The organism is Streptomyces venezuelae, from assembly GCF_008642275.1.
Lineage (GTDB): Bacteria > Actinomycetota > Actinomycetes > Streptomycetales > Streptomycetaceae > Streptomyces > Streptomyces venezuelae_E.
Genome location: NZ_CP029189.1, coordinates 1,527,298 through 1,551,341, shown reverse-complemented (window position 1 = coordinate 1,551,341; position 24,044 = coordinate 1,527,298). Strand labels below are relative to the sequence as shown.

General features: G+C 69.2%; 24 protein-coding genes. 19 read left to right on the top strand and 5 right to left on the bottom strand.

Annotated elements, in window-relative coordinates:
• Positions 1-10 precede the first annotated feature (10 nt).
• The 3 genes from DEJ51_RS06385 (at position 11) to DEJ51_RS06375 (ending at position 4,554) form a co-directional block, all read left to right on the top strand.
• Positions 11-712, top strand: coding sequence for an HAD family hydrolase (locus tag DEJ51_RS06385; RefSeq protein WP_150256705.1), 702 nt, complete (start codon positions 11-13; stop codon positions 710-712).
• Between the two features lie 582 nt (positions 713-1,294).
• Positions 1,295-2,899, top strand: a complete 1,605-nt coding sequence (locus DEJ51_RS06380) for an ABC transporter substrate-binding protein (protein WP_150256704.1) — start codon at positions 1,295-1,297, stop codon at positions 2,897-2,899.
• A 71-nt stretch (positions 2,900-2,970) separates the two neighbouring features.
• Positions 2,971-4,554 carry an ABC transporter substrate-binding protein gene (locus DEJ51_RS06375; protein WP_150256703.1) on the top strand — a complete coding sequence of 528 codons (1,584 nt, stop codon included), beginning with the start codon at positions 2,971-2,973 and terminating at the stop codon, positions 4,552-4,554.
• A gap of 131 nt (positions 4,555-4,685) precedes the next feature.
• Here the strand turns inward: DEJ51_RS06375 and DEJ51_RS06370 are convergent, their stop codons facing one another.
• Entirely contained in the window at positions 4,686-5,357 is a 672-nt protein-coding gene (locus tag DEJ51_RS06370) for a response regulator (RefSeq protein WP_150256702.1), read from the bottom strand.
• Positions 5,358-5,421: 64 nt separating this feature from the next.
• Complete coding sequence (locus DEJ51_RS06365) at positions 5,422-6,315, bottom strand: RecB family exonuclease (RefSeq protein WP_150256701.1); 894 nt, start codon at positions 6,313-6,315, stop codon at positions 5,422-5,424.
• 221 nt (positions 6,316-6,536) lie between these two features.
• Between DEJ51_RS06365 and DEJ51_RS06360 the strand changes: the two genes are divergently transcribed.
• From DEJ51_RS06360 to DEJ51_RS06350, 3 genes are all read left to right on the top strand, one after another.
• A complete protein-coding gene (locus DEJ51_RS06360; protein WP_150261722.1) occupies positions 6,537-7,670 on the top strand; it encodes a site-2 protease family protein in 1,134 nt (377 codons plus the stop codon).
• 18 nt (positions 7,671-7,688) lie between these two features.
• Positions 7,689-8,585 (top strand): tRNA (adenine-N1)-methyltransferase, encoded by an 897-nt coding sequence (locus DEJ51_RS06355; RefSeq protein WP_033226525.1) that lies wholly within the window; start codon positions 7,689-7,691, stop codon positions 8,583-8,585.
• A gap of 179 nt (positions 8,586-8,764) precedes the next feature.
• Positions 8,765-9,376: a hypothetical protein gene (locus DEJ51_RS06350; protein ID WP_150256700.1), complete on the top strand. Its 612-nt coding sequence runs from the start codon at positions 8,765-8,767 to the stop codon at positions 9,374-9,376.
• A 4-nt stretch (positions 9,377-9,380) separates the two neighbouring features.
• Here DEJ51_RS06350 and DEJ51_RS06345 read toward each other — a convergent pair whose 3' ends face one another.
• Positions 9,381-9,701, bottom strand: a complete 321-nt coding sequence (locus DEJ51_RS06345) for a ferredoxin (RefSeq protein ID WP_150256699.1) — start codon at positions 9,699-9,701, stop codon at positions 9,381-9,383.
• A 264-nt stretch (positions 9,702-9,965) separates the two neighbouring features.
• Here DEJ51_RS06345 and arc point away from each other — a divergent pair, with 264 nt between their 5' ends.
• From arc to DEJ51_RS06330, 3 genes are all read left to right on the top strand, one after another.
• The gene (gene arc / locus DEJ51_RS06340; RefSeq protein WP_030389611.1) at positions 9,966-11,732 is read left to right on the top strand and encodes a proteasome ATPase; all 1,767 of its coding nucleotides are present in this window, start codon (positions 9,966-9,968) and stop codon (positions 11,730-11,732) included.
• 266 nt (positions 11,733-11,998) lie between these two features.
• A complete protein-coding gene (gene dop / locus DEJ51_RS06335) occupies positions 11,999-13,510 on the top strand; it encodes a depupylase/deamidase Dop (protein ID WP_150256698.1) in 1,512 nt (503 codons plus the stop codon).
• A gap of 172 nt (positions 13,511-13,682) precedes the next feature.
• On the top strand, positions 13,683-13,895 hold the full coding sequence (locus DEJ51_RS06330) for a ubiquitin-like protein Pup (RefSeq protein WP_030016348.1): 213 nt from the start codon (positions 13,683-13,685) through the stop codon (positions 13,893-13,895).
• Positions 13,896-14,170: 275 nt separating this feature from the next.
• Here the strand turns inward: DEJ51_RS06330 and DEJ51_RS35710 are convergent, their stop codons facing one another.
• On the bottom strand, positions 14,171-14,350 hold the full coding sequence (locus tag DEJ51_RS35710; protein WP_317852453.1) for a hypothetical protein: 180 nt from the start codon (positions 14,348-14,350) through the stop codon (positions 14,171-14,173).
• Between DEJ51_RS35710 and DEJ51_RS35705 the strand changes: the two genes are divergently transcribed.
• The 3 genes from DEJ51_RS35705 to prcA are packed head-to-tail and all read left to right on the top strand — an operon-like array spanning position 14,279 to position 16,114.
• The gene (locus DEJ51_RS35705) at positions 14,279-14,512 is read left to right on the top strand and encodes an endonuclease VII domain-containing protein (protein WP_317852444.1); all 234 of its coding nucleotides are present in this window, start codon (positions 14,279-14,281) and stop codon (positions 14,510-14,512) included. The two genes, DEJ51_RS35710 and DEJ51_RS35705, sit on opposite strands and share 72 nt — an antisense overlap.
• Positions 14,464-15,303 (top strand): proteasome subunit beta, encoded by an 840-nt coding sequence (prcB, locus tag DEJ51_RS06320; protein WP_150256696.1) that lies wholly within the window; start codon positions 14,464-14,466, stop codon positions 15,301-15,303. Before DEJ51_RS35705 ends, prcB begins: the two co-directional genes overlap by 49 nt.
• A 46-nt stretch (positions 15,304-15,349) precedes the next feature.
• Positions 15,350-16,114: a proteasome subunit alpha gene (gene prcA / locus DEJ51_RS06315; RefSeq protein WP_150256695.1), complete on the top strand. Its 765-nt coding sequence runs from the start codon at positions 15,350-15,352 to the stop codon at positions 16,112-16,114.
• Positions 16,115-16,180: 66 nt separating this feature from the next.
• Here prcA and DEJ51_RS06310 read toward each other — a convergent pair whose 3' ends face one another.
• Positions 16,181-17,185: a LacI family DNA-binding transcriptional regulator gene (locus tag DEJ51_RS06310; RefSeq protein WP_223835687.1), complete on the bottom strand. Its 1,005-nt coding sequence runs from the start codon at positions 17,183-17,185 to the stop codon at positions 16,181-16,183.
• Between the two features lie 148 nt (positions 17,186-17,333).
• Here DEJ51_RS06310 and DEJ51_RS06305 point away from each other — a divergent pair, with 148 nt between their 5' ends.
• From DEJ51_RS06305 to DEJ51_RS06275, 7 genes are all read left to right on the top strand, one after another.
• Positions 17,334-18,596, top strand: a complete 1,263-nt coding sequence (locus tag DEJ51_RS06305) for an MFS transporter (protein ID WP_150256693.1) — start codon at positions 17,334-17,336, stop codon at positions 18,594-18,596.
• Between the two features lie 128 nt (positions 18,597-18,724).
• Positions 18,725-20,086, top strand: coding sequence for a Pup--protein ligase (gene pafA, locus DEJ51_RS06300; protein ID WP_030016332.1), 1,362 nt, complete (start codon positions 18,725-18,727; stop codon positions 20,084-20,086).
• Positions 20,087-20,213: 127 nt separating this feature from the next.
• A complete protein-coding gene (locus DEJ51_RS06295; protein ID WP_150256692.1) occupies positions 20,214-21,155 on the top strand; it encodes an FKBP-type peptidyl-prolyl cis-trans isomerase in 942 nt (313 codons plus the stop codon).
• A gap of 28 nt (positions 21,156-21,183) precedes the next feature.
• Entirely contained in the window at positions 21,184-21,576 is a 393-nt protein-coding gene (locus DEJ51_RS06290; RefSeq protein WP_150256691.1) for an FKBP-type peptidyl-prolyl cis-trans isomerase, read from the top strand.
• Positions 21,577-21,748: 172 nt separating this feature from the next.
• Positions 21,749-22,711 (top strand): helix-turn-helix transcriptional regulator, encoded by a 963-nt coding sequence (locus DEJ51_RS06285; RefSeq protein ID WP_033226510.1) that lies wholly within the window; start codon positions 21,749-21,751, stop codon positions 22,709-22,711.
• 105 nt (positions 22,712-22,816) lie between these two features.
• The gene (locus DEJ51_RS06280; protein WP_150256690.1) at positions 22,817-23,785 is read left to right on the top strand and encodes a helix-turn-helix transcriptional regulator; all 969 of its coding nucleotides are present in this window, start codon (positions 22,817-22,819) and stop codon (positions 23,783-23,785) included.
• A gap of 14 nt (positions 23,786-23,799) precedes the next feature.
• Positions 23,800-24,027 (top strand): hypothetical protein, encoded by a 228-nt coding sequence (locus DEJ51_RS06275; RefSeq protein WP_150256689.1) that lies wholly within the window; start codon positions 23,800-23,802, stop codon positions 24,025-24,027.
• Positions 24,028-24,044: the final 17 nt, after the last annotated feature.

Genomic DNA, 24,044 nt, shown 5'->3' with positions numbered 1-24,044 from the left:
AGGCATGCGCATGACGAGCACCGTTCCCGCCCCCGTCGCCCGTACGGCCGACGGTTCTGCCCTGCAGGCGGTGCTGCTCGACATGGACGGCACCCTCGTCGACACCGAAGGCTTCTGGTGGGAGATCGAGGCGGAGATCTTCCAGGAGCTCGGACACCGGCTGGAGGACGCCTGGCGGGACGTGGTCGTCGGCGGCCCCATGAGCCGCAGCGCGGCGTTCCTGATCGAGTCGACCGGCGCCGCCATCGAGCTCGCCGAGCTGAGCGTCCTGCTCAACGAGCGGTTCGAGGCCCGCATCGCCGACCGGGTGCCGCTGATGCCCGGCGCCGAGCGGCTGCTGACCGAGCTCGCCCGGCACAACGTGCCCACCGCCCTGGTCTCCGCCTCCCACCGCCGGGTCATCGACCAGGTCCTGCTCACCCTCGGCCGCGACCGCTTCACGATGACGGTCGCCGGCGACGAGGTGGCCCGGACCAAGCCGCACCCGGATCCGTACCTGTTCGCCGCGCGCTCACTGGGCGCGCACCCCTCGCGGTGCGCGGTCATCGAGGACACCCGCACCGGTGTGGCGGCGGCCGAGGCCGCCGGCTGCCGGGTCGTGGCCATCCCCTCGGTCGGCGTGATCGAACCCGCCCCCGGGCGGACCGTCGTCCGCTCGCTGGAGGACGTGGATCTGGCGTTCCTGCGCTCGCTCATCGTTCCGATGAACTGAGAGTGACGACGGGCCCGGCGGTCGGGCGCGCCCTCGACCCAAGCGGACACATCGGCATGCACTGACCCACATCGGTATGCATTGCAACGCAATGGAACCCCTTGAGTACGCTCCGTGCCGAACGGAACGCTGCTCGACCGCACCCTGACGGAAGGATCTTCCGTTGCAGGCCCCGGAGGCTGAAATTCCATCCCCTCCGGGGCTGTTGCGCAGGGTGAGCTTGGTCACGCTCCGCACCCCCGACGAGCCCACCCCGGGGCCCCCGCGGCTTCCAATGTGTCCACATTGATCAGCCCCTGACCGAATCTGCGCAGCCCTGCGCGTGAACAGGCAGTTCGCTCCGATCACGGTGCGATTACGCCCCAAGTCCGGCCAGTTCCAGCCATCCCGCCACGGGCCACTAGTGTCGAGCCAGGCACTGCGCCGCACCCAGCCGCGTCCCGGACACACACCCCTGTTCCGGAACCGCGTGGACCGATCGTCACTACACCGGCCCGATCGTTCCGCCCCGAACGGGCGACCGCCGCGAAGTGTCCTTCATACCGCTTTGAACAAGTGCCGGTTACAGGGAGTACTTCCAGCATGAACCGCAAGACCATGGTGCTGACGGCCGCGGCCGGACTGCTCACCCCCGCGCTGGCCGCCTGCGGCAGCGCGAGCGGCGGAGGAGCGGGATCCGGAGCGATCGTCGTCGGAACCACCGATCGGTTCGAGGCCGCAGACTTCGCTCCCGCCCCCTTCGACCCGGCCTACGCCTACGACGCCGGCGCCTGGAACGTCCTGCGCCAGACCGTCCAGACGCTGATGCACACCCCGCGCGGCGGCGGCCAGCCCGTCCCCGAAGCGGCCTCCGCCTGCCGCTTCACCGACTCCGGCAACGAGAGCTACCGCTGCACCCTGCGCCCCGGTCTGAAGTTCGCCGACGGTGAGCCCCTCACCGCCAAGGACGTCAAGTTCTCCATCGACCGCGTCCTCGCCATCAAGGACGAGAACGGTCCCTCCTCGCTCCTCTCCACCCTCGACAACGTCGAGGTCAAGGGCAACGACACCGTCGTCTTCCACCTGAAGACCCCCGACGCGACCTTCCCCTTCAAGCTCTCCACCCCCGCCGCCGGCATCGTCAGCGAGAAGAACTACGACGCCAAGAAGCTCCGCGAGGGCTTCGCCGTCGACGGCTCCGGCCCGTACACGATGAAGGCAGAGGTCAAGGACAACCGGCTGGTCCGCGCCGTCTTCACCAAGAACCCGCACTACAAGGGCGACCTCAAGCTGCAGAACGACAAGGTCGAGCTGCGCACCTTCACCGACTCCCCGGCCATGGGCAAGGCGCTCACCGACGGGAAGATCCACATGGTCTCCCGCACCCTGTCGCCCGCCCAGATCACCGCGTTCAGCGCCCAGCCGCCCAAGGGCGTCAAGCTGGTCCCGATGCCCGGCCTGGAGATCCGCTACATCGGCTTCAACACCGAAGCGCCCGTCGTCAAGGACAAGGCCGTACGCCAGGCGCTCGCCGCGGCCGTCGACCGCGGCCAGCTCATCTCCAAGGTCTACGGCAAGTCCGCCCAGCCCCTCTACTCGCTGGTCCCCACCAGCGTGACGGGCCACGTCAACTCCTTCTACAACAAGTACGGCGACGCCAACACGCCCAAGGCCGCCGCCCTGCTGAAGGAAGCCGGCATCAAGACCCCGGTCAAGCTGACCCTGCACTACACCAGCGACCACTACGGCGACGGCACCGCCGCCGAGTTCGACGCCCTCAAGGCCCAGCTGAACTCCACCGGCCTCTTCGACATCACCGTCCAGGGCAGCGAGTGGGCGGACTTCCGCCCCGCCCAGAAGAAGGGCGACCACGCCGCCTACGGGCTCGGCTGGTTCCCCGACTACCCGGACGCCGACAACTTCCTCGCCCCGTTCCTGGAGCAGGACAACTTCCTGGGCACGCCGTACGCCAACAACGCGGTACGCACCAGGCTCATCCCCGAATCCCGGCGGGCGGTCGACCGTACGATCGCCGTCCCCGCGATCACGGAGATACAGGACATCGTCGCCGAGGACGTGCCCGTCCTGCCCCTGTGGCAGGGCAAGCAGTACGTCGCCGCACGCGACGGGATCACCGGAGTGGAGTGGTCGGTCAACGCCATCTCCGACCTCCAGCTGTGGGAGCTCGGCCGCGGCGTAAGCGGCTGAGCAAGGCAACGACCGGCAGCGGAACTCGCGGGCCGGACCAACGAAACAGTTCGACTGTGAAGGACGTTCGCGTGAATCGACGTAACCAGTGGCTGGCGGCCCCGCTCGGCGCGGCCACCGCCGCCGCGCTGCTCAGCGGTTGCGGTTCGACCGATGGCTCCAATGCCGGCAGCGGCAAGGGCGTGGTCATGGGCATATCCGACAAGGTGAAGTCCGTCGACCCGGCATCGGGCTACGACCCGGGCTCCTGGCTGCTGTTCAACAACGTCTTCCAGTCGCTGCTGAGCTTCCCCAAGGGCGGCACCACCCCCGAGCCCGACGCCGCCCAGGCCTGCGGCTTCGAGGGCGCCGACAGCAAGCTCTACAAGTGCACCCTGCGCGACGGCCTGAAGTTCAGCAACGGCCACAGCCTCACCTCGAAGGACGTCAAGTTCTCCTTCGAGCGCACCCTGAAGATCAACGACGCGAACGGCCCGGCCGTCATGCTCGCCTCCATCGCGAGCATCGACGCCCCGGACGACAAGACCGTCGTCTTCAAGCTGAAGACCTCGGACGCCACCTTCCCCAGCAAGATCGCCTCCGGCGCCGGCTCCATCGTCGACCACGCCGAGTACCCGGCCGACAAGCTGCGCACCGACAACAAGGCCGTCGGCTCCGGCGTCTACAAGCTCGACTCCTTCGGCGAGAAGAGCGCCAGCTTCTCCGTCAACGAGTCCTACAGCGGCAAGGCCAAGGCCAAGAACACCGGCGTCACGCTGAAGTTCTTCAACGGCGACCAGGCCGGCCTCAAGACGACCCTGGAAAGCGGCGACGTCGACTTCGCCTTCCGCGGCCTCGCCGCCAAGGACATCGCCGCCCTCGCCTCCAGCAAGACCGGCGACAACAAGGTCGACGTCGTCCAGGGCACCGGCGCCGAGGTCGAGCACATGGTGTTCAACGTCAGCGACCCCGTCGTCGGCAAGCTCCCGGTGCGCAAGGCCATCGCCTACCTCATCGACCGCGAAGCCCTCGTCCGCGACGTGTACGCGGGCACCGCCACCGCGCTCTACTCCATCGTGCCGACCGGCATCGCCGGCCACACGACCCCGTTCTTCGACCGCTACGGCGGCACCCCCCAGCCCGAGAAGGCCAAGGCCGTCCTCAAGGCCGCCAACATCAACGGCAAGGTCAAGCTCACCCTGTACTCCACCCCGTCCCGCTACGGCCCCTCCACGGACCAGCAGTTCGAGGTCATCGCCAAGCAGCTCAACGACAGCGGCCTCTTCGACGCCGACGTCAAGTCCGTCGAGTACGAGCAGTACGAGAAGGACATCCAGGCCGGCAAGTACGGCGTGTACGTGAAGGGCTGGGTGCCCGACTACCCGGACGCCGACAACTTCACGCAGCCGTTCTTCGGCCCGGACAACGTGCTGAACAACAACTACGACAACAAGGAGATCACCGGGACGATCATCCCGTCGACCTCCGCGAAGTCCGACCGCACCGCGGCCAACACCGACTACAACCGCCTCCAGGACATCGTCGCCGACGAACTCCCGCTCATCCCGCTCTGGCAGGGCAAGCAGTACGCCGTCACCCGCCAGAACGTCAGCGGCCTGCAGTGGTCCCTCGACGCCTCGACCGTCTTCCGCTTCTGGGAGATCAGCAAGGGCTGACGCCACCGGTGCCGGGCCCGCCCCGAGAGGGCCCGGCACCATACGAGAGGGGCCGTACGCGCACGCGCGTACGGCCCCTCCCGCGTCCCCGGACCTCACCGGACCGGGCGGACCTGTCGAACCTGGCGGACCTACTGGGCCCCGGGACGCACCAGACCGCTCTCGTACGCGTACACCGCCGCCTGGACCCGGTCCCGCAGCCCCAGCTTCGTCAGCACATGCCCCACATGCGTCTTGACCGTCGTCTCGCTCACGAACAGATCCGCCGCGATCTCCGCGTTCGACAGCCCCCGGGACACCAGCTTCAGCACCTCCACCTCACGCTCGGTCAGCGTCCCCAGCGTGTCCGGAAGGCTCTCCTCACCCGACGGAAGATGCCCCGCGTACTTGTCCAGCAGCCGCCGCGTGATGCTCGGCGCGAGCATCGCCTCACCCGCCGCGACCACCCGGATCGCCTGCACCAGCTCGTTCGCCGGCGCGTCCTTCAGCAGGAACCCGCTCGCCCCCGCCCGCAGCGCCTCCACCACGTACTCGTCCAGATCGAACGTCGTCAGCACCAGCACCTTCGCCGGCCCGTTCCGCTCCGGACCCGTGATCTGCCGGGTCGCCTCCACCCCGTCCATCCGCGGCATCCGGATGTCCATCAGCACCACATCGGGCTGCAGCGCCCGCACCTGGTCCAGCGCCTGCAGACCGTCCCCGGCCTCACCGACCACCGCCAGGTCCTCCTCCGCCTCCAGGATCATCCGGAAGCCGGTGCGCAGCAGCGGCTGGTCGTCGACCAGAAGGACGCGGATCGCCACGGGGTCTACCTCGTATTCGTCGGACGGCAACGGCGGGCCCGACCATTCTGCCCTGACACCAAGATCAGGACTCCGCCGGGCGCTCCGCCCCCGGCCGCGGCGAAATCACCAGAGGATACGGCGGGGGAGTACCACCGAACTCCGGACACACCGCCTGATGATCACACCAGCCGCACAGCTTCGTCGGCCGCGGCCGCCACTCACCCGACTCCGTCGCCTCCCGGATCGCCTCCCACAGCGCGAGCAGCTTGCGCTCCACCCGCTCCAGATCCGCGACCACCGGGTCGTACGTCAGCACGTCCCCACTGCCCAGGTACACCAGCTGCAGCCGCCGCGGCACCACCTGCTTCAGCCGCCACACCACCAACGCGTAGAACTTCATCTGGAACAGCGCACCCTCGGCGTACTCCGGCCGCGGCGCCTTCCCCGTCTTGTAGTCGACGATCCGCACCTCACCCGTCGGCGCCACGTCCACCCGGTCGATGATCCCGCGCAGCCGCAGCCCCGACTCCAGCTCCGTCTCCACGAAGAACTCCCGCTCCACCGGCTCCAGCCGCGTCGGGTCCTCCAACGTGAACCACCGCTCGACCAGCGCCTCGGCCTCCGTCAGCCACCGCGCCAGCCCCGCCCCCTCGTCACCCGCCGGGAACAGCTCCGTCAGCTCCGGCCTCGACTCCAGCAACCGGTCCCACTGCCCCGGAACCAACGCCTTCGCCCGCGGCGCCGTCCGCTCCTGCGCCGGATGATCGAAAAGCCGCTCCAGCACCGCGTGCACCAGCGTCCCCCGCGTCGCCGCCGCACTCGGCTTCTCCGGCAGCCTGTCGATCACCCGGAACCGGTACAGCAGCGGGCACTGCATGAAATCGCTCGCCCTCGAAGGAGAGAGCGAAGAGGGCGCCACAGCGCTGGGGCTGGCGGCTTCGGCCGCGCCGGGCACGGCACCGGGGCTCGTCGTCATGCACAAAACCCTACGACCCGCCACCGACAGGACGCGCATACCATCGACGCCAAGCCCCCTCGCACTGCATGATCGGAGCATCACAACCCGCTACAGCACCACCCCGCGCACGAACAGAACACACTGGAAACACCAGCACCGAACGAAGGACAGCCGTGGCAGACACCGACGAAACCGGCGAGCGCTCAGGCGGCCGCTCCGGACCGGGCGGCGGACTCCTCATGGGCCGCCCCTTCGGCGTACCCGTCTACGTCTCACCCAGCTGGTTCCTCGTCGCCGCCCTCATCACCTGGGTCTTCGGCGACCAGCTGGACCGCGTCCTGCCCGACCTCGGACCCGTCCGCTACCTCGTCTCCCTCTTCTTCGCCGTCGCCTTCTACGCCTCCGTCCTGGTCCACGAACTCGCACACACCGTCGCAGCCCTGCGCTTCAAGCTCCCCGTACGCCGCATCCAGCTCCAGTTCTTCGGCGGAGTCTCCGAGATCGAAAAGGAATCCGAGACACCCGGCCGCGAATTCGTCCTCGCCTTCGTCGGCCCCCTGCTCTCCCTCCTCCTCACAGGAGCCTTCTACCTCGGCATGAAGGCCGTCGACCCGGCCACCGTCCCCGGCGTTCTCCTCGCCGGCCTGACGATCTCCAACCTCCTCGTCGCGGCCTTCAACCTCCTCCCCGGCCTCCCCCTCGACGGCGGCCGCATGCTCCGCGCCGTCATCTGGGGCATCACCGGCAAACCCATGACCGGCACCATCGCCGCCGCCTGGGTCGGCCGCGGCCTCGCGATCGCCGTCCTCCTCGGCCTCCCCCTGCTCACCCACACCGGAGTCCTCGGCAACCGCACCCAGGAAATCGGCGGCATGAACACCGTCATGGACGCGCTCCTCGCCGCCATCCTCGCCGGCATCATCTGGACCGGCGCCGGCAACAGCCTGCGCATGGCCCGCCTGCGCGAACACCTCCCCGAACTACGCGCCCGCACCCTCACCCGCCGCGCCATTCCCGTCGAGAACGCCACCCCCCTCTCCGAAGCCCTCCGCCGCGCCAACGAAGCCGGCGCCCGCGCCCTCGTCGTCGTCGACGGACAAGGCGACCCCACCGCCATCGTCCGCGAAACCGCCATCGCCTCCGTCCCCGAACACCGCCGCCCCTGGGTCGCCGTCAGCACCCTCGCCCAGGACCTCACCGACGGCATGAAGGTTTCAGCGGACCTCACCGGCGAAGAACTCCTCGACCACCTCCGCGCCACCCCCGCCACCGAATACCTCGTCCTCGAACCCGGCGGCACCATCTACGGCGTCCTGTCCACCCTCGACGTCGAAAAGGCCTTCGTGAAGGCCATGGCACGGCCCCAGTCCTGAAGCCAATACACTGGTCACATGTCCGAACCGACCGGTGCCGCCCGCCGACGCGGGCCCTTCGAGGTCGGGGACCAGGTACAGCTCACCGACCCCAAGGGCCGCCACTACACGTTCACGCTCGAAGCCGGGAAGAATTTCCACACCCACAAGGGTTCCTTCCCGCACGACGAGCTGATCGGCTCTCCCGAAGGCAGCGTTGTCCGCACCACCGGCAACGTCGCCTACCTCGCGCTGCGCCCCCTGCTCCCCGACTATGTCCTGTCCATGCCCCGCGGCGCCGCCGTGGTCTACCCCAAGGACGCGGGCCAGATCCTGGCCTTCGCCGACATCTTCCCCGGCGCCCGCGTCGTGGAAGCGGGAGTGGGCTCCGGCTCCCTCAGCAGCTTCCTGCTGCGCGCCATCGGCGACCAGGGCATGCTCCACAGCTACGAGCGCCGCGCGGACTTCGCCGAGATCGCCACCGCCAACGTCGAACGCTACTTCGGCGGCCCCCACCCCGCGTGGAAGCTGACCGTGGGCGACCTCCAGGACAACCTGGACGAGACCGACGTCGACCGCGTCATCCTCGACATGCTCGCCCCCTGGGAATGCCTGGAGGCGGTCAAGAAGGCCCTCGTCCCCGGCGGCATCCTCTGCTGCTACGTGGCCACCACCACCCAGCTGTCCAAGACCGTCGAGTCCATCCGCGAGATCGGCTGCTTCGCCGAGCCGCAGCCCTGGGAATCGATGATCCGCAACTGGCACGTGGAAGGCCTCGCCGTCCGCCCGGACCACCGGATGATCGGCCACACCGGCTTCCTCGTCACCGCCCGCCGCCTCGCGGACGGCGTCGAGCCCCCCATGCGCCGCCGCCGCCCCGCCAAGGGCGCCTACGGCGAGGACTACGACGGCCCCGGCAGCGACCGCTCCGCCTAAAGGCCCCGCAGACCCAACACAAAGGCGCTGTGGCACAGTTCCCCCGACCCACCCGGGAACTGCGCCACAGCGCCTTTTCGTTGTCCCGTGCACCAGGCCCGGACCCAGCCGTTCCCGCTCCCCGTCAGGTGTGGCACGATGCTGGCTCCCCGTCACCCTTCGCACAGGAGACACCCCGCGTGCCGCACAGCCACGCCGAGACGGCCCCGCTCCCGCACACCCTGGAGCACAGCCGCACCAGGCCCGTCCACTGGCTCGCCACGGCCACCGCCATGGCAGCCGTCATAGCCGCCGCAGGACTCGTACAGCCCGCCACCGGCACCCCGGCCGGCCCCACCACCGCGAGCGCCCCCGACACCCCCGCGAAGGGCCCCCAGGCCACCGCTCCCGACCCGGCAGCGGTCACCTACCCCCTCGACTGCAAGGGCGCCCCGCAGACCGTCACCACCAGCGCCCAGGGCGACCTCGACGGCGACGGCCGCCCCGAGACCGTGGCCGCCGTGCGCTGCGACGCCGGCTCCGGCACCCCGCCCCACGCGATCTACGTACTCACCCAGGACCCCGCCGACCGCACCCGCTCCCGCGTCGTCGCCACCCTGCTCGACACCGCGAGACGACAGACCGCCACCGAGCTCACCGTGCGCGACGGACTCGTCACCGCGACCCTCGTCGGCTACTCCTCGCCCGACGTACCCCGCTACAGCCCCGACACGAAACAGCTCGCCAAGTGGCGCTGGCGCGACGGAAAATTCCGCCAGGAGCTGACGGACTCGGCCGCCAGGAGTGTTTGAAGCGTCACTCGGCGTCCGGGCCGAAGACTTCCACCCTGTCCGAAACGCGCCTTACGTGAATACAGTCCCCCGGGCATTCCTTCGCCGAGTCGACCACGTCCTGCAGCAGCGTCAGCGGAACCGGAGTGGTCGCCCCCGCCTCCTGCAGCAGCTCGTCCTCCGCGCTCTTCACATACGCCAGACCATCGATGTCCAGCTCGAACACCTCAGGCGCGTACTGCACGCAGATGCCGTCCCCGGTGCACAGGTCCTGATCGATCCAGACCTCGAGCGGCTCGCCGGCCTCGCCGCCGCCGCCCGTCGGAGCCTCCTGCTGCACGGTCATATCTCCTGCCGTTCCCTGCGCTGAGTGATCCACCCCGGTCACAACCCGCAGCAAGTCGCGCGAGCCCTGACGGGTGTTGAACAGTTCGACCTTACAACCGCCTGCTTCCCGAGTTTGATGGGTGGGTATTTCCTTGGCGTGAGGGAGTACGCAAGGGTGAAGATCGGACACACCTCTACCGTCTTTGTGATCTAGGGGTTTCAATCACCACCAGCCCAGGTAGGGTCAGGAAGCGTCCAGCTCCCCTTGGAGGAGGTGAGGACCGTGGCAGCCCACGACGACGACATCAACCGCGGCATCCGGCCCGCGCGAGGGTCCGAGGACCCCGCCGGCCAGGTTGCCTATCTCGAGCAGGAAATCGCCGTCCTGCGACGAAAGCTCGCCGACTCTCCGCGGCACACGAGGATTCTCGAAGAGCGGATCGTCGAGCTCCAGACAAATCTGGCCGGCGTATCCGCACAGAACGAACGACTCGCGAATACCCTCCGTGAGGCCCGGGACCAGATCGTGGCCCTCAAGGAAGAAGTCGACCGGCTCGCACAGCCGCCGGCCGGTTTCGGTGTCTTCTTGCAGGCGAACGAGGACGGCACCGTCGACATCTTCACCGGAGGCCGAAAGCTCCGCGTGAACGTCAGCCCCAGCGTCGACCCGGAAGACCTCCGGCGCGGCCAGGAGGTCATGCTCAACGAGGCCCTCAACGTGGTCGAGGCCATGGAATTCGAGCGGGCCGGGGACATCGTCACCCTCAAGGAGATCCTTGAGGACGGCGAGCGCGCCCTGGTCGTCGGGCACACCGACGAGGAAAGGGTGGTGAGGCTCGCCGAGCCGCTCCTGGACATCACCATCCGCCCCGGCGACGCCCTCCTGCTCGAACCCCGTTCCGGCTACGTCTACGAGGTCGTCCCCAAGAGCGAGGTCGAAGAACTCGTCCTCGAAGAGGTCCCGGACATCGACTACGACAAGATCGGCGGCCTGGGCGACCAGATCGAGCTGATCCGCGACGCCGTCGAGCTCCCCTACCTCTACCCCGACCTCTTCAAGGAACACGAACTGCGGCCCCCGAAGGGCATCCTGCTCTACGGCCCGCCCGGCTGCGGCAAGACGCTCATCGCCAAGGCCGTCGCCAACTCCCTTGCCAAGAAGGTCGCCGAGGTCACCGGCCAACCCGCCGGAAAGTCCTACTTCCTGAACATCAAGGGCCCCGAACTCCTCAACAAGTACGTCGGCGAGACCGAGCGGCACATCCGCCTCGTCTTCCAGCGTGCCCGCGAGAAGGCGAGCGAGGGCACCCCCGTCATCGTCTTCTTCGACGAGATGGAATCCCTCTTCCGCACCCGCGGATCCGGAGTCAGCTCGGACGTCGAGAACACCATCGTCCCCCAGCTGCTCGCCGAGATCGACGGCGTGGAAGGCCTGGAGAACGTCATCGTCATCGGCGCCTCCAACCGCGAGGACATGATCGACCCGGCCATCCTGCGCCCCGGCCGCCTCGACGTGAAGATCAAGATCGAGCGCCCGGACGCCGAGGCCGCGAAGGACATCTTCGCCAAGTACCTCAAGGCCTCCCTGCCCCTGCACACGGACGACCTGTCCGAACACCAGGGCTCCAAGGACGGCACCGTCCACAGCATGATCCAGACCGTCGTCGAGCAGATGTACGCCGAAACCGAGGAGAACCGCTTCCTCGAGGTCACGTACGCCAACGGCGACAAGGAAGTCCTCTACTTCAAGGACTTCAACTCCGGCGCGATGATCCAGAACATCGTAGACCGGGCCAAGAAGATGGCGATCAAGGCCTTCCTCGAACACAACCAGAAGGGCCTGCGGGTCTCCCACCTGCTCCAGGCCTGCGTGGACGAGTTCAAGGAGAACGAGGACCTGCCCAACACCACCAACCCGGACGACTGGGCCCGCATCTCCGGAAAGAAGGGCGAGCGGATCGTATTCATCCGCACCCTCGTCACCGGAAAGCAAGGCGCGGACACCGGACGCTCCATCGACACGGTGGCAAACACCGGTCAGTACCTCTGACGAAGCGGGGCGGCTGCGGATGCCCACCCCGGGCATCCGCAGCCGACTGCTTTACCCCACCCCTTTACCGGCCGCTTTTCAGCCGGTGACGAGGCGGATCCAATGACGGAAATGATCTCCCCACGAGCGCGCAGTGGTTCTAGGCTCTTCCGTACCGCCGGACGCGCAGTGCGGGGACGGGCACCGCACAGCAACACGCACCGGAGCACCAGCGGTACTTGAGCGCCGCTCCCGAAAGGGGAGCGCCGCCGGGCAAGGAGGGCCGCATGACCGTACGGCGAGTAATGGGGATCGAGACGGAGTACGGGATCTCCGTCCCGGGGCACCCGAACGCCAATGCCATGCTCACCTCGTCCCAGATCGTCAACGCCTACGCGGCGGCGATGCACCGGGCGCGACGCGCCCGCTGGGACTTCGAGGAGGAGAATCCGCTGCGGGACGCCCGCGGCTTCGACCTCGCCCGCGAGGCCGCCGACAACAGCCAGCTGACCGACGAGGACATCGGCCTCGCCAACGTCATCCTCACGAACGGCGCACGCCTCTACGTCGACCACGCACACCCCGAGTACAGCTCGCCCGAGATCACCAACCCGCTCGACGCCGTCCTCTGGGACAAGGCCGGCGAGCGGATCATGGCCGAGGCGGCCGTCCGCGCCGCCCAGCTCCCCGGCGCCCAGCCGATCCACCTCTACAAGAACAACACCGACAACAAGGGCGCCTCCTACGGCACGCACGAGAACTACCTGATGAAGCGGGAAACCCCCTTCTCGGAGATCGTGCGCCACCTGACCCCCTTCTTCGTCTCCCGCCAGGTCGTCACCGGCGCCGGACGCGTCGGGATCGGCCAGGACGGCCGCGAGCACGGCTTCCAGATCAGCCAGCGCGCGGACTACTTCGAGGTCGAGGTAGGCCTGGAGACCACCCTCAAACGGCCCATCATCAACACCCGCGACGAGCCCCACTCGGACGCCGAGAAGTACCGCCGGCTCCACGTGATCATCGGAGACGCCAACCTCTCCGAGATCTCCATCTACCTCAAACTCGGCACGACCGCACTTGTCCTGTCCATGATCGAAGACGGGTTCATCAGCGTCGACCTGGCCGTCGACCAGCCCGTACGCACCCTGCACCAGGTCTCCCACGACCCCGACCTGCAGCACCTGATCACGCTGCGCAGCGGCCGGACGCTGACCGCGGTGCAACTCCAGATGGAGTACTTCGAGCTGGCACGCAAGTACGTGGACGAACGTTTCGGGTCCGACGCCGACGAGCAGACCAAGGATGTGCTGGGTCGCTGGGAGGACGTGCTGGGCCGGCTGGAGAGCGACCCGATGAGCCTGTCGGGGGAGCTCGACTGGATCGCCAAGAAGGAGATCCTGGAGGGGTACCGGCGGCGGGACGGCCTCGGCTGGGACGCGGCGCGGCTGCACCTGGTGGACCTCCAGTACTCGGACGTACGGCCCGAGAAGGGCCTGTACAACCGACTGGTGGCCCGCGGCAAGATGAAGCGACTGGTGGAGGAGCCGGCGGTCGAGCGGGCTCAGAGCAAGCCTCCGGAGGACACCCGGGCCTACTTCCGCGGCCGCTGCCTGGAGCAGTACGCGGACGACGTGGCGGCGGCGTCCTGGGACTCGGTGATCTTCGACCTCCCCGGCCGGGACTCGCTCCAGCGGGTCCCGACGCTGGAACCCCTGCGGGGGACCCGCAACCACGTCAAGGAGCTCCTGGACCGCTGCCGCACGGCGGAGGACCTGGTCCGGGTGCTTTCGGGGCAGTGAACGCGGCTGAAAGGCCTTCGGTCCGGGAATCATGAAGAGAACCGGACTGTGAAAGTACGGGGACGAATGTCGGACCCTCCCTATAGGGTCCGACGTAGGGTCTGATCTTGAGAGATCCCGAATCCCGGGGTCTCTCGACATGAGCGTGCGAACCGAGCGGGGTGAGGTAGACATGGCGACCAAGGACACCGGCGGCGGACAGCAGAAGGCGACGCGCTCGACCGAGGAGGTCGAGGAGGCGGCGGTCGAGGAATCGACCGACCTCAAGGAGCGCCAGGAGAAGCTCTCCGACGACGTCGACTCCGTACTTGACGAGATTGACGATGTACTCGAGGAGAATGCCGAGGACTTCGTGCGGTCCTTCGTTCAAAAGGGTGGCCAGTAGGCCGGGTTTGCCTTCGATTTGAAGGTGGGTCGGCGGTGCTGGGGCTAGTGAAGCGGTGCTCCTGGTGCGGTGAGGAGAAGCCGCATCGGGAGTACGCCTCCAAGCGAGCCACCCTCGACGGATTTCAACGGCACTGCCGTGCTTGCGGTGACGAGTCCCGCCGAAAGCGCGAGCAGACCATGGGCAGGTCGCATAGGCCCAGCGCTCCTGAAGGGCACAAGTTTCGCCTCGGGTGCGGCGACGAGAAGCCGCACTCCGAGTGGCACCGGAAAACGTCAGCTCCCGATGGCCTTGCGACGCGTTGCAAGGCATGCCGAGCAGTCGGACGCCGGGTGGGTCATCTCGAGCGCTCGTACGGCATGACCGAGGCTGATCGCGACGAAATGATCGGCGCTCAAGGCGGGGTCTGCGTGATCTGCCAAAAGGCTCCGGCCGAGCACGTTGATCACGATCATCAGACGGGTAAGGTCCGAGGCGTACTGTGCTTCAGCTGTAACGCAGCCCTGGGGCAGTTCAAGGATCGGCCGGACGTCATACGGCGTGCAGCCGCTTACGTGGAAGGAAACCTGTGGAACCCAACACTCGTAGCACAGGGCGTCTACCGGCAGCCTTCCTGACGCCGGGGTCCTCGTCCTTCATGGACTTCCTGGGCGCGCACTCGCCCGAGATGCTGCCCGGCAACCGCAAGCTGCCGGAGGGTGTCGTCGAGGCGCCGCACGGGACGACCATCGTCGCCGCCACCTTCCCCGGCGGGGTCGTCCTCGCCGGTGACCGGCGGGCGACCATGGGGAACATGATCGCGCAGCGGGACATCGAGAAGGTGTTCCCGGCCGACGAGTACTCCGCCGTCGGTATCGCCGGTACGGCCGGCCTGGCGGTGGAGATGGTCAAGCTGTTCCAGCTGGAGCTGGAGCACTTCGAGAAGGTGGAGGGGACGACCCTGTCCCTGGAGGGCAAGGCCAACCGGCTCTCCACCATGATCCGCAGCAATCTCGGCATGGCGATGCAGGGCCTGGCGGTCGTGCCGCTGTTCGCGGGGTACGACGAGGCCAAGGAGAAGGGCCGGATCTTCTCCTACGACGTGACCGGCGGCCGCTCCGAGGAGCACGGTTACGCCGCCACCGGGTCCGGTTCGATCTTCGCGCGGGGCTCCATGAAGAAGCTCTTCCGTCCTGATCTGACGGAGGAGCAGGCCACCACGCTGGTCGTCCAGGCGCTCTACGACGCCGCCGACGACGACTCGGCGACCGGTGGGCCGGACCTGTACCGCCACATCTACCCGATCGTCACCGTGATCACGGACGAGGGGTTCCGCAGGCTGACCGACGAGGAGTCGCAGGAGCTCGCCCGTACGGTCACCAACCGCAGGCTGGAGCAGCCCGACGGCCCGCGCGCCGCCCTGCTCTGACCATCCGTCGCCCCGTAGGAGCCCAGAAGAAAGGGACGGACAGCCGGTGTCGACTCCGTTCTATGTGTCACCCCAGCAGGCCATGGCCGACCGGGCCGAATACGCCCGCAAGGGCATCGCCCGCGGTCGCAGCCTGGTCGTGCTGCAGTACGCCGACGGCATCGTGTTCGTCGGTGAGAACCCGTCCCGTGCGCTGCACAAGTTCAGCGAGATCTACGACCGGATCGGCTTCGCGGCCGCCGGCAAGTACAACGAGTACGAGAACCTGCGGATCGGTGGTGTGCGGTACGCGGATCTGCGTGGATACACCTACGACCGTGACGATGTGACGGCCCGTGGGCTGGCGAACGTGTACGCGCAGACGCTCGGCACGATCTTCTCGTCGGCGGGTGAGAAGCCGTACGAGGTGGAGCTGGTGGTCGCGGAGGTCGGTACGACGGCCGCCGGGGACCAGATCTACCGGCTGCCGCACGACGGGTCGATCGTGGACGAGCACGGTTCGGTCGCGGTCGGTGGCAATGCCGAGCAGATCAGTACCTTCCTGGATCAGCGCCACCAGGACGGGATGACGCTGTCGGAGGCGCTGAAGCTGGCGGTGCAGGCGCTGTCCAGCCAGGCCAACGGTGCGGACAAGGCGATTCCGGCCGAGCGGCTGGAGGTCGCGGTGCTGGACCGGACGCGGTCGCAGCAGCGGAAGTTCAAGCGGATCCGGGGCCGGCAGCTGTCGCGGCTGCTGGAGGCGGACGTGACGGCGGCGGTGCAGGCGGATGCCGTGTCGAACGACGAGGCGCCGGAGGACGACGCCGAGTAGCCGCAGTGTGTGTGGGGCCCCGGTTCGCCGTTCGCGGCGGGCCGGGGCTTCGTCGTGTCCGGGGCGCTACGGCTGCGGCGCCGGGGCGGGGCCCGTGGAGTCGCGGACGACGAGGTGGACGGGGATGTCGGGGGCGGTCCAGGCGGTGCCTTCGAGGACGGCGAGGAGGGCGGTCATGCCTTGTTCGCCGACGCGTTCGGCGGGGAGGTGGACGGTGGTGAGTTCGGGTTCGACGGCGGTGGCGAGGGCGAGGTCGTCGAAGCCGGTGACGGAGAGGTCCTCGGGGATGCGCAGGCCGAGGCGGCGGGCGGCCTTGCAGGCGCCGGCGGCGAGGATGTCGTCGTCGCAGACGATGGCGGTGGGCCGGCCCTGGGGGGTCGCCAGGGCGCTCTCCATGGCCGTACGGGCGGCGTCGACGGTGAGGGGGGCCCGTACGGTGCGCAGCTCGGCGTGGGGGCTCAGGAGGGCGCGCAGGGCTTCGGCCCGGGTGTCGAAGGTCCAGGAGTCGACGGCGGAGGCGAGGTGGAGGAAGCGGCGGTGGCCGAGGGGGAGGAGGTGTTCGGTGATCTGGCGCATGCCGTCGGCCATGGCGAGGTTGACGTGGGCGGCGGCGGTGTCGGCGGTGGGGTCGCTGTCGAGCATGACGAGGGGGAGGGTGTTGCCGCCGATGGCGTCGAGGGTGTGGGCGGCCATGGAGGAGGCGATGACTCCGTCGAGGGCGGCGCGGGCGGAGGCGAAGGGGTCGCGGGCGGGGCCGGTGCCGTCGGGGGAGGGGTAGAGGACGACGCCGAAGCCGTGTTCGGCGGCGACGCGGGCTGCTCCGGTGTAGACGCGGGCGAAGAACTCGTTGGTGAGGGCGGGGACGACGAGGAGGGCGGTGCGGGTGGTGCCGAGGCGGAGGTTGCGGGCGGCGAGGTTGGGGCGGTAGCCGAGGCGGGTGGCGGTTTCGCGGACGTGGGTGGCGGTGCGTTCGGAGACGCGGCCGGGCCATTTGTCGGCGAGGACGAGGGAGACGGTGGCCTGGGAGACCCCGGCGGCGGCGGCCACGTCGCGGCTGGTGGGTCTCGTCACACCGTGCTCCTGTTGTACGAGGTCGGCGGGGTGGGGGTGGTCGTTCGGCTGGACCCCCGTGCTGGGGACATGGTACGTATGACCTCGAAAGTTATACGTATTACTTGAGGTATTCCCCGGGCTGGGTTCCGGGCAGAAGGGGGCGGACATGGCCGCGGGGTATGCGGAGCTGCTCAGGACCCGGTACGCAGCGAGGCTGCTGGCGGGCACGCTCGTCGGACGGCTGCCGAATGCCACCGCGGCGATCGCGATCGTGCTGTTCACGCGGGCCGAGGGGGGCAGCTACAGCCTTGCGGGCGCCCTCGCCGCGGTCTACGGCGTGGCGAACGCGGTGGGTCAGCCGCTGCTGGGCCGAGCCGTGGACCTGTTCGGGCAGCCGCGGGTGCAGTTGCCGGCCGCGGTGCTCTCGGCGCTGGGTATGGCGTGGCTCGCGTTCGCGGGGACCGGGTCGGCGGCGGCCGCGTACGGGGCCGTGGTGGTCGGCGGGTTCTTCGTGCCCCCGCTGGAGGGCGGACTGCGGGCGCTGTGGCCTTCGGTGCTCGGCGGCAAGGAGGAGCGGGTGCACGCCGCGTACGCGATGGACGCCGTGGCGCAGGAGATCATGTACACGGTCGGGCCGCTGCTCGTGACGGTGTGCGTGTCGCTGTGGGATCCGGCGGGGGCGTTGCTGGTGATCCATGCGCTCGGTGTTCTGGGGGCGCTGTCCGTGGTGGTCTGCGAGCCCTCGCGGAGGTGGCGTTCGGAGCCGCGCGAGGCGCACTGGCTGGGCGCGCTGCGTTCGCCGGGGCTGCGGGCGCTGCTGGGTGCGTTCTTCTTCGTGGGCATGGCGCTGGGTTCGATCACGGTGGCGGGTGTGGCGTACGCCGACGATCACGGGGGCCAGTCGGTGTACGGCTGGCTGATGGCGGCGCTGGGTCTGGGCGCGCTGGTGGGCGGGGTGCTGTACGGGGCGCGGCAGTGGGCGGGTGCGCCGGAGCGGCGGCTGCGGTGGATCGTGGCGCTGCTGGCCGTGTGCTATCTGCCGCTGATGCTGGTTCCGGGGCCGGTGGCCATGACGGCGTTGTCGGCGCTGGCGGGCGTGTTCCTGGCGCCCGCGCTGGCGTGTGCGTTCATCGTGGTGGACCGGCATGCTCCGGTGGGCACGGTGACGGAGGCGTTCTCGTGGCTGGTGACGTTCTTCGGGGTGGGTGCGGCGATCGGTACGGCGGCGGCGGGGCCTGCGGTGGAGCTGGGCGGTACGGCGGCGGGCTTCGGGGTGGCGAGTGTGGCGGGCGGTTCGGCGCTGCTGGTTCTGATGGTGACTCAGCGGGCGCTGGGGGCCGGCGGGCGCAGTCGTGCGGTGGCGGGTTCGGCCGGTGGTGTGTCGCAGGCGGCTTCTGACGTGCCGTCGGGGGTGCCGTCGGCGCCGTGATCGGCGGGTGTGGCGGATGGGCCGATCGGGCCGTGATCGGGGCGTGGATCGGCGTGCTGACGGGAACTGATCGAAACGGCGCTCCCGAACCCGGTTTCAGAAGAGGGCGGGAGGCGTAATGTTCAGTCATGGACCGCCGCATTTTCGGGCTGGAGAACGAGTACGGCGTCACGTGCACGTTCAGGGGACAGCGCCGACTGTCTCCTGACGAAGTGGCGCGCTACCTCTTCCGCCGTGTTGTGTCATGGGGCCGCAGCAGCAATGTCTTCCTGCGGAACGGCGCCCGCCTGTACCTCGACGTGGGTTCGCATCCGGAATATGCAACTCCCGAATGCGACAACGTGACCGAGCTGGTCACTCACGACAAAGCAGGCGAGCGCATTCTCGAAGGTCTGCTCGTCGACGCCGAACGCCGCCTGCACGAGGAGGGAATCGCGGGCGACGTCTATCTCTTCAAGAACAACACCGACTCGGCGGGCAACTCGTACGGCTGCCACGAGAACTACCTGGTGGCCCGGCACGGGGAATTCTCCCGCCTGGCGGACATCCTCATTCCGTTCCTTGTCACGCGGCAGCTGATCTGTGGTGCCGGCAAGGTGCTGCAGACGCCGCGGGGTGCGGTCTACTGCGTGAGCCAGCGGGCGGAGCACATCTGGGAGGGTGTCAGCTCTGCCACGACCCGCTCGCGGCCGATCATCAACACCCGGGACGAGCCGCACGCGGACGCCGAGCGCTATCGCAGGCTGCACGTCATCGTGGGTGACTCGAACATGTCCGAGACGACCATGCTGCTCAAGGTCGGGGCCACCGACCTGGTGCTGCGCATGATCGAGGCGGGCACGGTGATGCGGGACCTGACCCTGGAGAACCCGATCCGGGCGATCCGTGAGGTCAGTCACGACATCACGGGTCAGCGCAAGGTGCGTCTGGCGAGCGGCCGGGAGGCCTCGGCGCTGGAGATCCAGCGGGAGTACTACGACAAGGCGGTGGACTTCGCCGAGCGCCGGGGGATCCGGACCGGTGTGGTGGACCAGGTGCTGGAGCTGTGGGGTCGCACGCTCGACGCGATCGACGCGGAGGACCTGGACCGGATCGGGACCGAGATCGACTGGGTCATGAAGTACCAGCTGATCGAGCGGTACCGGGCCAAGCACAACATGACCATGTCGAACCCGCGGGTGGCTCAGATAGACCTCGCGTACCACGACATCCACCGTCGGCGCGGGCTGTACTACCTGCTGGAGCGCAAGGGGCAGGCGGCGCGGATCTGCAACGACCTGAAGATCTTCGAGGGCAAGTCGGTGCCTCCGCAGACGACGCGGGCGCGGCTGCGCGGGGACTTCATCCGCCGGGCGCAGGAGCAGCGGCGGGACTTCACGGTCGACTGGGTGCACCTGAAGCTCAACGACCAGGCGCAGCGGACGGTGCTGTGCAAGGACCCGTTCCGGTCGGTGGACGACCGGGTGGAGAAGCTGATCGCGGGTATGTAGGTCCCGCAGAGTGACCGCAGTGTGACATCGCACTCCTCGTCAGGGCCCCGTACGTCTCTCGTACGGGGCCCTGCGCACGGCTTAGAGTGGCGAGCGACCGCTTTGCCGTCTGAGATCTGAGGAACACGTGCGCCGACTTGCCGGCCTGCTTGTCGTACCCCTGCTGCTGCTGACGACCGCAGCGTGTGGCGACGACAGCGGCTCCGACTCCGCCCAGATGAAGAACGGGGCCCCCGCGATCACCAAGGGTGCTGCCTTCGGGGAGACGCCCACCCTGTCGAAGGGGCAGGGCAAGCCGCCCAAGGAGCTCAAGGTGGTGACAGTCAGCGAGGGCACCGGGCAGGTGCTCAAGAAGAACGACATCGCGCAGGTCCACTACCTCGGCCAGGTGTGGGACGGCAAGAAGCCGTTCGACCAGAACTTCGGGGCGCCCGCGCCGTTCGACGTGACGATCGGTGCCGGCGCGGTCATCAAGGGCTGGGACCAGGGCCTGGAGGGTCAGAAGGTCGGCAGCCGTGTCGAGCTGGTGATCCCGCCGGCGCTCGGTTACGGGGAGCAGGGCTCGCCGGGGAAGATCGAGCCGAACGCGACGCTGGTCTTCGTGGTGGACATCGTCAAGGGCACGACCGTCCCGGCTTCGGCTGCGGGCAAGGAGGTCGCCCAGGACAACAAGGACCTGCCCAAGGTCGGTACGAACACGGACGGCCAGGAGGTCTCCGTGACCGTGCCCAAGGACACGGCCGAGCCCGCCAAGCTGGTCTCGTCGTACGTCCTGGAGGGTGACGGCGCGGTCGTGAAGGACACCGACAACGTCGTCGTCAAGTTCAACGCCAAGACGTGGAAGGACGACAAGTCCTTCGAGAGCACCTACAAGACCGACGAGGCGATCACCTGGCCGCTGGCCGACCTTCCGGTCAAGGGCCTGAAGGACGGTATCGCCGGCAAGAAGGTCGGCAGCCGCATCCTGCTGGTCATCCCGCCGGACCAGGCCTTCGGCGACAAGGCGCAGGGCACCATCCCGCCGAATTCGACGCTGGTCTTCAGCCTCGACATCCTCGCCGTGGTGTAAGACTGTTCCGGTTGACCGTTTCGTACGTATGAGGAGAAGTTCCGTGAGTGACCTTCAGAAGCCCGAGATCGACTTCCCCGGTGGCGAGGCCCCGAAGGACCTTGTGATCGAGGACGTCTGGGAGGGCGACGGCGCCGAGGCCAAGAAGGGCGACCGGGTCTCCGTCCACTACGTGGGTGTGGCCTTCTCCACCGGTGAGGAGTTCGACGCTTCCTGGAACCGCGGCTCCGCGCTGCAGTTCCAGCTCGGTGTCGGTCAGGTCATCGCCGGCTGGGACCAGGGTGTCCAGGGCATGAAGGTCGGCGGCCGCCGCAAGCTGGTCATCCCCGCCCACCTCGCCTACGGCGACCGTGGTGCGGGCGGTGCGATCGCCCCGGGCGAGACGCTGATCTTCGTCTGCGACCTGATGCAGGTCGGCTGATCCGGGCACCGCGTCCGGTTGAGGGGCCCCCGCCGTCCGGCGGGGGCCCCTCGCTTTTTGCCCGGGCGCGCCGGGGCGGTACGGTCAACGGTCAACGGGTCCGTCCGCAACGGGGGGCTGCCCGCGTGACGGTCCGGCCGAGGTGCCGGCGGAGAAGGGCGGAAGGGCGTCGATGGCGATTGCCAAGGCCGAGCGGCTGATGAATCTGGCGCTGTGTCTGCTGGGGACCCGCCGGCCGCTCAGCAAGCGGGAGTTGCGCGGTTCCATCGAGGCCTACATGGAGGCCGGCAACGACGAGTCCTTCAACCGCATGTTCGAGCGGGACAAGGACGACCTGCGTGAACTCGGCCTCGTCATCGAGACGGTGGAGAACCTGGACGGCGAGACCGGTTATCTGGCCCGCCGGGACAGCAACCGGCTGCCGCCCGTCTCGCTGGACGCCGAGGAGGCCGCCGCCCTGGGGCTGGCGGCCAAGGTCTGGCAGCAGGCGCGGCTGGCGGGTGCCGCCAGCGGGGCCCTGCAGAAGCTGCGCGCGGGCGGGATGCCGGAGGCGGAGGACCCGTACGAGGGTCAGCACAGCGCGATCGAGCCGCGCATCCCCGTTCACGAGGCGGCCTTCGAGCCGCTGATGCTGGCCTGCCGGGACCGCCGGCCGGTGGTGTTCGACTACCGCAAGTCCACCGCGGCCCGGCCCGAGACCCGGCAGGTGGAGCCCTGGGCGCTGGAGTGCTGGCGCGGGCACTGGTACCTGGCCGGTTACGACCGCGACCGCGGGGCGGAGCGGGTGTTCCGGCTCTCGCGGATCACCGGCAAGGTCCGCTCCCGGGCCGCGAAGTACACGGCCGAGGTGCCCGACGTGGTGACCGTGCGGGAGACCGTGGCGAGCTGGGCCGGGGAGAGCGCGGACCGCAGCGCGCTGATCCGGCTGCGGGCCGGGGCGGGCTATCCGCTGCGGGCCAAGGCCACCGCGGTGCGCGAGGGCGGGGGCGGGGACGGCTGGGACGAGCTGGAGATCCCGTACGGGCACGGGCTGGACGCCTGGCTGGTGGAGTTCGGTCCCGACGTGGTCGTGGTCGGTCCCGCCGACCTGCGGGCCGACGTGGTGGACCGGCTGAGGGCCGTGGCCGGGGCCTGAGCGGGCCCGATCCCGGGGCCCGCGGGCCCCGGCGGCCGATCCGCGGCCGCACCGCTCCACAAGAGCGACATCCACAGACGTGCCCTGAGGGGGAGACGTACCAGCATGGCTGCCAACGCCATCGACCAGACCCGCCGGATGCTGTCCCTGGTGACCTACCTGCGCGAGCGCCCCGGTGCGCACGTCGCGGACGTGGCGCGCGCCTTCGGGATCACGGAGGACGAGCTGATCTCGGACCTCGACGTGCTGCCCATGTGCGGGACGAGTTTCCGGGGCGGGGACCTGCTCGACATCGACACCGACGGGGAGCGCATCTGGTGGCGCAATCCCGACGCGTCGGGGGAGTCCACCGCCGAGCCGCTGCGGCTGGCCGCCGACGAGGCGACCGCGCTGCTGGTGGCCGCGCGTGCGGTGGCCACCCTGCCCGGGCTGCGCGAGAGCGACCGGGACGCCCTGCTGCGGGCCACGGCCAAGCTGGAGGCGGCCGCGGGCGAGGTGGCCGGGGCCAGCTCCCGGCTGTCGGTGACCTTCGAGTCCGAGGGCGGGGTCTTCGCGGACGTCGACCGGGCCATCGCGGAGCGCCGTCGGCTGTGGCTGCGCTACTACTCGCCCGCCCGGGACGAGCTCACCGAGCGGACCGTCGACCCGATCCGGCTCTTCGCGGTGGGGCACACGTACATGGAGGGCTGGTGCCACCTCTCGGAGGCCCGGCGCACCTTCCGTCTCGACCGGGTCGCGGAGATCAGGCTGCTGGACGAGCGGGCCGAGCCGCCCGCCATCGAGCCGCGCGACCTGTCCGAGGGCCTGGTCCAGCCGGCCGCCGAGGACCCGGAGGTCGTGGTCGAGGTGGAGCCGGGCGGGCGCTGGGTCGCCGAGTACTACCCGCACGACAGCGCGGAGGAGCTGGCCGGGGGCGGTCTGCGGATCACCCTGCGCAGCCCGGACCCGGCCTCGCTGCGCCGACTGGCGCTGCGGCTGGGCCGTGAGGGCCGGATCGTCGCTCCGGCCGAGCTGGCGGACAGCGCGCGCCGCGCCGCCCGGGAGGCACTGGCGGGGTACGGGGAACAGGTCTGAGGGGAGCGCGGTCGATGTCGCCAACATCCGGGCCCGTCGCCTTCAAGGCCTCCTGTCCCGAGTGCCGTGCCCGCTTCGAGCTGGACGCGGCCGCCCTGCGGCTGGCCATCGGCGGCAGCCGGCGGACCACGTTCTACTCCTTCACGTGTCCTGCATGCGGTGCCGCCGTCCGCAAGCCCGCCGGGGAGCGGATCGTGGAGCTGCTCACCGGTGGTGGCGTGAGCACCCTGCGCAGCGTCTGACCGGGCGGGTGGCCTAG